This is a genomic window from Vibrio sp. 10N.286.52.C3 (assembly GCF_041468865.1).
In the GTDB taxonomy this organism is placed as follows: Bacteria; Pseudomonadota; Gammaproteobacteria; order Enterobacterales; family Vibrionaceae; genus Vibrio; species Vibrio crassostreae_C.
The window spans coordinates 39,590-45,772 of the sequence record NZ_JBFRJM010000030.1; the positions used below are offsets into that span (position 1 = coordinate 39,590).

The 6,183-nt window shown below is 43.6% G+C and carries 7 protein-coding genes; 6 read left to right on the forward strand and 1 reads right to left on the reverse strand.

The genetic code is table 11. From position 1 onward, the window contains the following. The first annotated feature begins 17 nt into the window (after positions 1–17). The 6 genes from pspG (at position 18) to AB4138_RS13115 (ending at position 5,963) form a co-directional block, all read left to right on the forward strand. The gene (gene pspG / locus AB4138_RS13090) at positions 18–239 is read left to right on the forward strand and encodes an envelope stress response protein PspG (protein WP_017059950.1); all 222 of its coding nucleotides are present in this window, start codon (positions 18–20) and stop codon (positions 237–239) included. Between the two features lie 135 nt (positions 240–374). Further along, complete coding sequence (locus AB4138_RS13095) at positions 375–1,046, forward strand: TIGR04219 family outer membrane beta-barrel protein (protein ID WP_017059951.1); 672 nt, start codon at positions 375–377, stop codon at positions 1,044–1,046. 201 nt (positions 1,047–1,247) lie between these two features. Further along, complete coding sequence (locus AB4138_RS13100) at positions 1,248–1,478, forward strand: hypothetical protein (RefSeq protein WP_004735813.1); 231 nt, start codon at positions 1,248–1,250, stop codon at positions 1,476–1,478. Between the two features lie 123 nt (positions 1,479–1,601). After that, positions 1,602–3,467 (forward strand): assimilatory sulfite reductase (NADPH) flavoprotein subunit, encoded by a 1,866-nt coding sequence (locus tag AB4138_RS13105; protein WP_102394623.1) that lies wholly within the window; start codon positions 1,602–1,604, stop codon positions 3,465–3,467. Further along, complete coding sequence (cysI, locus tag AB4138_RS13110) at positions 3,467–5,194, forward strand: assimilatory sulfite reductase (NADPH) hemoprotein subunit (RefSeq protein ID WP_372306271.1); 1,728 nt, start codon at positions 3,467–3,469, stop codon at positions 5,192–5,194. Before AB4138_RS13105 ends, cysI begins: the two co-directional genes overlap by 1 nt. Beyond that, entirely contained in the window at positions 5,187–5,963 is a 777-nt protein-coding gene (locus AB4138_RS13115; RefSeq protein WP_017059954.1) for a phosphoadenylyl-sulfate reductase, read from the forward strand. The genes cysI and AB4138_RS13115 overlap by 8 nt, the downstream gene beginning before the upstream one ends. Positions 5,964–5,975: 12 nt before the next feature. Here AB4138_RS13115 and AB4138_RS13120 read toward each other — a convergent pair. Beyond that, positions 5,976–6,183, reverse strand: a 208-nt coding sequence (locus AB4138_RS13120) for a hypothetical protein (protein WP_372306275.1), incomplete at its 5' end; no start/stop codon positions are given.

Genomic DNA, 6,183 nt, shown 5'->3' on the forward strand with positions numbered 1-6,183 from the left:
TCATTAGGGAGACCATTATGTTTGAATTAATATTTGTTCTTATTTTCGTTGCGACTCTACTTGTCACTGGTATTACGTTTATGACGGTATTGGCTGCAACCGGAGTGGCGTTATTAGTCATGTTGGTCTTAGGTATGATGGGCGTCGTGTTTAAGTTACTGCCTTGGTTGATCGTGATTGCAATCGGTGTGTGGTTTTTCAAAAATTTTGTACACAGTTCTAACCAGAGACGTTACTAAGGTCATCGTGCCGTCAAATCTTTACTCGTCAGCGGTTTATCGTTTTGGAATTTAAGATGTGTGGTAGAATTTTCCCCAATAATCTATGAATGTGCATACAATTAGCACAACGATATGGAATTGGAGCTATCTCAAATGAATAAAATGCCATTAATTGCTTTAGTGGGAATGCTATCTTTAAGCTCGGCAGTGTCTGCTGAAGAAGAGTTTTCTTACACGGCTAAAGTCGGTGCCGATATGTGGTGGGGAAGTACAAAGCTAAACGAAGTTAGACAAGATGATGACTCTAACTCACCTTCGTTGTATTTCGCATTTGAGCATAATGCCCCGATGCTACCAAACGCTAGCTTTCGCTATACTTCTGTTGATGCAGATTCATTGGCTTTCGATAAGTACGATTACACCTTCTATTACACGTTGTTAGATCACAAGCTGATGAACTTCGATGCGGGTGTGACGTTTACTCAATACTCAAACTCGAATTACATTGAACCAAAAGCAACAGGTGCGAAAACATCGACGTTTGATGAGTTCACGTGGAGCTTCTACGGTAACGCAGAGATCAATGTGCCGGACACCAACTTCGATATCATTGGTACGATGGAGTTCGGTGATAGCAGTGGTATTAAGAGCACTGACTTGATGGCGGGTGTTCAGTACCGAATCCCTGTATCAGAATCTGAAATTGCCCTGCGTGGTGGTTACCGTGTTATCGATTTAGATTCGGATGAGTTCTTTAGCTCAGAACTAGGTAAGAGCTTTGTTATGGTCGATGGCTGGTTTGCTGGTGCTGAAGTGCGCTTCTAGGCCATATAAAGCAAATTTAGAGCGAATTTTAAGAACGCCACTTTATTAAGTGGCGTTTTTTATATCTATTGGTTACTTGAGTATATATCTTTCTGGAATTAGTTAGCACATTCATCACTTTCGACCATCCTTAATACAGAGAGCCAATTTGCGTCTATTCTTATAAGGTCTATGTAGTGAGGTCAAAGCAAGGGATGGAATATGACACTCAATGAATTACGAAATTTATATAGAGAAAACCTGTTAGTTGAAGCTATCATAGAGCCCTCAATTCAAGAAGGGTCTTGGGTTGTGGAGTTTCGCCATATGGGAGGTGGCTTTGTTCTGCTTACTGATGTTCATGGTGAAGAGTGCCATTACGCGGATTTAGACCTAGCATCTAAATCGGCAATGGCGGTTGGCTTTCAGCAAGTGCGTATTGAAAACCAGTAAGTCAATTTGCGTTTCAATCGGTTTTTACTTCCAAAAAGTTATAAAACATACTTTTCTATTCTTTCTTGTTATTAAAAGGAGTGGTTAATCTATCGTCACGCAATGATTAGGGATGTCGTGACCATGTCTTTAAATAAGAAAGAGTCTTCACAAAATAATAATGCACAGTCTGGGGCTAATGAGTTACCTGGGCTAGCAGCACCACTTAATGACCAACAATTGGGTCATCTTCAGCAAACTGTTTCTGAACTGTCTTCACAGCAACTGGCATGGGTCAGTGGTTACCTTTGGGGAGTGAGCCAAGCTCAGCCTGTCGGTGCTGCTGCGCCAATCGCTCAAGCGGCCGCTGCAGTAGCGGCTAAGCCAGCGGGTAAGCTCAGCATTATCTTCGCTTCTCAAACCGGTAATGCTAAAGGCGTCGCTGAATCGCTCGAGGCAGAAGCAAAAGCCTTAGGTATCGCCGTCGAGCTTTTCGATGCGAGTGATTATAAAGGTAAGAACTTAGCCAAAGAGACACACGTCATTTTCGTCGCTTCAACCAATGGTGAGGGCGAAGCCCCTGATAACGCGATTGAGTTGCATGAATTCCTTCAATCGAAGAAAGCGCCAAAATTATCAAACCTACAATACGGTGTGATTGGTTTAGGTGACTCAAGCTATGAGTTCTTCTGCCAAACGGCTAAAGACTTCGATAACTTCCTCGCTAAGCTTGGTGCGAAATCGTTTGTCGATCGCCTTGATTGTGATGTTGATTACGAAGAGTCAGCAACGGAATGGCGCGCTAAAGCATTAGAGCAAGTAAAAGAGACGCTATCGACAGGCACTGAAGCCGATGTGGTTCAATTACCAGTCGGTCAAGCGGCCGCCGGTCATTCGCAATACACCAAACAAAACCCATACACCGCGACACTATTAACCAGTCAAAAGATCACCGGTCGTGATTCGGGCAAAGATGTTCGTCATATCGAGATTGATCTTGATGAGTCGGGCATTACCTACCAACCCGGCGATGCGCTAGGCGTATGGTATGAAAACAGTTCAGAACTCGCAAATCAGATTCTTTCTAAGGTTGGGTTATCGGGTATCGAAAGTGTCGATGTCGATGGTGAGAATCTATCTATCCATAGTGCGCTAGTGAGTAAATTTGAGATTACCACTTCAAACCCTCAACTTGTGACTAAGTTTGCTGAGTTATCGGGCAGCAAGAAGTTAATCAAGCTGGTGGAAGATAAAGACAAGCTTCGTGAATACGCGGGTAATACTCAAGTTGTCGATGTTTTAGCTGAGAAGAAAACTAAGCTATCGGCTGATGAGTTAATTGGCCTGTTACGTAAGCTGACACCGCGTCTCTATTCTATTGCATCAAGCCAAGCAGAAGTAGATGAAGAAGTTCACTTGACGGTTGGTTTGGTTGAATACCAAAAAGGCGAAGAGTCTCGTTTAGGCGGAGCTTCTAGCTTCTTAGCTCAACGTCTTGAAGAGGGTGGTGAAGTGAAGGTGTTTGTTGAGAACAACAATAACTTCAAATTACCACAAGACGACAATACACCAATCATCATGGTCGGCCCGGGTACCGGTATCGCACCGTTCCGCAGTTTTGTTCAAGAGCGTGAAAACAATGATGCTGAAGGAAAAAGCTGGTTGTTCTTTGGTGACCGTACCTTTACTCAAGATTTCTTATACCAAGTTGAATGGCAAAAGTACCTCAAGTCTGGCGCGCTAACTAAGCTCGATGTTGCCTTTAGCCGTGACCAAAAAGAAAAGGTTTATGTTCAGGACCGTTTAATCGAACAAGCAGAGCAGGTGTGGCAATGGCTGCAAGAGGGCGCGTACCTCTATGTCTGTGGCGATGCGACTCGAATGGCTAAAGATGTTCATGAAGCGTTAGTTTCGATAGCGGAAAAGCATGGCAACCAGAGCCGCGAGCAAGCTGAACAATATATTAATGATTTACGTAAAGCGAAACGTTACCAAAGGGATGTGTACTAATGAGCAAGCAAGTAATAGAGCAAGAAGTGCTAGGTCAAGTACTTGGACCTTTGGCTGACAATGAGCGTCTTAAGCGTGAAAGTAATAACCTACGCGGTACGATTGAACAAGATCTCCAAGACCGCATAACAGGTGGCTTTACTGCTGATAACTTTCAGTTGATTCGTTTCCACGGTATGTATCAACAAGACGACCGTGATATTCGTAACGAACGTACCAAACAAAAGCTCGAACCGTTACATAACGTCATGCTTCGTGCTCGTATGCCTGGTGGCATCATTACCCCTAAGCAGTGGTTGGCGATTGATAAGTTCGCAGACGAAAGTACCTCTTACGGTTCAATTCGTCTCACAACTCGTCAAACGTTTCAGTTCCATGGTGTGTTGAAGCCGAACATTAAGTTGATGCACCAAACGCTAAATAGCATTGGCATTGATTCAATTGCGACAGCGGGTGATGTAAACCGAAATGTTCTATGTACGACAAACCCGGTTGAATCTGAACTTCATCAAGAAGCTTACGAGTGGGCGAAAAAGATCAGTGAACATCTATTACCGAAGACTCGTGCTTATGCAGAAATCTGGTTAGATGGTGAAAAACTAGAAACAACGGATGAAGAACCTATCCTTGGTAGCAACTACCTACCGCGTAAGTTCAAGACGACGGTTGTCATTCCTCCGCAAAATGATGTGGACGTCCATGCTAACGATCTTAACTTTGTTGCTATTGCTGAAGACGGAAAGCTGGTGGGCTTTAATGTGTTAGTCGGTGGCGGTCTTGCTATGACACATGGTGATACCTCTACTTATGCACGTAAAGCTGACGACTTTGGTTTTGTGCCATTAGATAAAACGTTAGATGTAGCAGCGGCGGTGGTAACGACTCAGCGTGACTGGGGTAACCGTTCAAACCGTAAGAATGCAAAAACCAAATACACACTAGACCGTGTTGGTATTGATGTATTCAAAGCAGAAGTAGAAAAGCGTGCAGGCGTAGAATTTTCTGAAAGCCGTCCTTATGAGTTTACTGGCCGTGGTGATCGCATTGGTTGGGCGGAAGGCATTGATGGTAAGCACCACTTGGCGTTATTTATCGAGAATGGTCGTTTACTTGATTTTCCGGGTAAAGCTCTGAAAACAGGTGTTGCTGAAATAGCGAAGATCCACAAAGGTGACTTCCGCATGACTGCAAACCAAAACCTAATTGTTGCGGGTGTGTCGACGAGTCAAAAGGCCAAGATTGAAAAACTGGCGCGTCAATATGGCTTGATGGATGATGCTGTTTCAGAGCAACGTAAAAACTCAATGGCGTGTGTGGCTTTCCCAACATGTCCTTTAGCAATGGCAGAAGCTGAGCGCTTTCTTCCTGAGTTTGTAACGGATGTTGAAGACATTCTGAAAAAACATGGATTACCAGAAGAAGATAACATCATCCTTCGAATCACAGGTTGTCCAAACGGTTGTGGTCGTGCAATGTTGGCTGAACTTGGTTTAGTGGGTAAGGCTCCGGGGCGTTACAACATGCACCTAGGTGGCAACAAGGCCGGAACTCGTATCCCTAAGATGTATAAAGAGAACATCACATCAGCTCAGATCTTAGAAGAGATTGATTCGCTGGTGGGACGTTGGGCTACAGAACGCAACGACAAAGAAGGGTTCGGTGATTTTACAATCCGAGCTGGCATCATCGAAGAGGTGATCATTTCCAAGAGGGATCTGCATGCATAATTCTGTCGCTTCAAAATTGAAGTTAGCAGAGCTACTCGCATTGACTAAGACGGAGCAAATACTTCGTCTTGGACAAATCAACGCAGAGTTAGAGCAGCTAACCGCATTAGAAAGAGTTAAGTGGGCTTTAGATAATTTAGAAGGGACACATGTTGTGTCTTCTAGTTTCGGAATCCAAGCAGCATTGATGTTGCACCTAGTGACCCAAGCAAAACCAGATATTCCGGTTATTTTGACTGACACAGGGTATCTATTTCCGGAGACCTATCGCTTTATTGATGAGTTAAGTCAGAAGTTGACTCTAAACCTTCAAGTCTTTCGCGCCCAACAGAGCCCTAATTGGCAAGAAGCGCAATATGGAAAACTTTGGGATCAAGGTATAGAAGGGATAGAGAAGTACAACAAGCTTAATAAAGTTGAACCGATGAGAAGAGCGTTGGATGAGCTCGAGGCTGGGACATGGTTTTCCGGTTTAAGAAGAGAGCAATCTCAATCGCGTGCAAATTTGCCAATCTTATCTATCCAAAATGGTGTGTTTAAATTTTTGCCGGTAATCGATTGGACGAATAAAGATGTTCACTATTACCTAGAAGAGCATGGTCTCGGTTATCACCCGCTTCGAGAGCAGGGTTACCTTTCTGTTGGAGATACACATACAACTAAGAAGTGGGAACCGGGTATGACTGAAGAGGAAACTCGTTTTAATGGGTTGAAACGCGAATGTGGTCTCCATGAAGATGATGGAGAGCAATATGGTTCTGGGATTTAGACTCGTTGCCATTTAAAAAGCTGCGATGAGGCAGCTTTTTTGTTTTCTAGGATGAAAATCAGAGCAATTGTGGATAAGTCTGTGGTTATTTTGTAAGTACTCTGTAGTTAAACTTGCACAAATAAGGCTTTGAGTGTTTATTCGCCATGTAATCGTTATTTTTGCATCTTTCTTTAATAAACACTTGCCAATGTGATGAACATCTCTATAATGCCGCCTC

What these genes read in the sequence shown, in the direction of transcription:
- cysI (WP_372306271.1), top strand. Translation starts at nt 3,467, where the DNA reads ATGAGCAAGCAAGTAATAGAGCAAGAAGTGCTAGGTCAAGTACTTGGA.
- AB4138_RS13115 (WP_017059954.1), top strand. Translation starts at nt 5,187, where the DNA reads ATGCATAATTCTGTCGCTTCAAAATTGAAGTTAGCAGAGCTACTCGCA.
- pspG (WP_017059950.1), top strand. Translation starts at nt 18, where the DNA reads ATGTTTGAATTAATATTTGTTCTTATTTTCGTTGCGACTCTACTTGTC.
- AB4138_RS13095 (WP_017059951.1), top strand. Translation starts at nt 375, where the DNA reads ATGAATAAAATGCCATTAATTGCTTTAGTGGGAATGCTATCTTTAAGC.
- AB4138_RS13105 (WP_102394623.1), top strand. Translation starts at nt 1,602, where the DNA reads ATGTCTTTAAATAAGAAAGAGTCTTCACAAAATAATAATGCACAGTCT.
- AB4138_RS13100 (WP_004735813.1), top strand. Translation starts at nt 1,248, where the DNA reads ATGACACTCAATGAATTACGAAATTTATATAGAGAAAACCTGTTAGTT.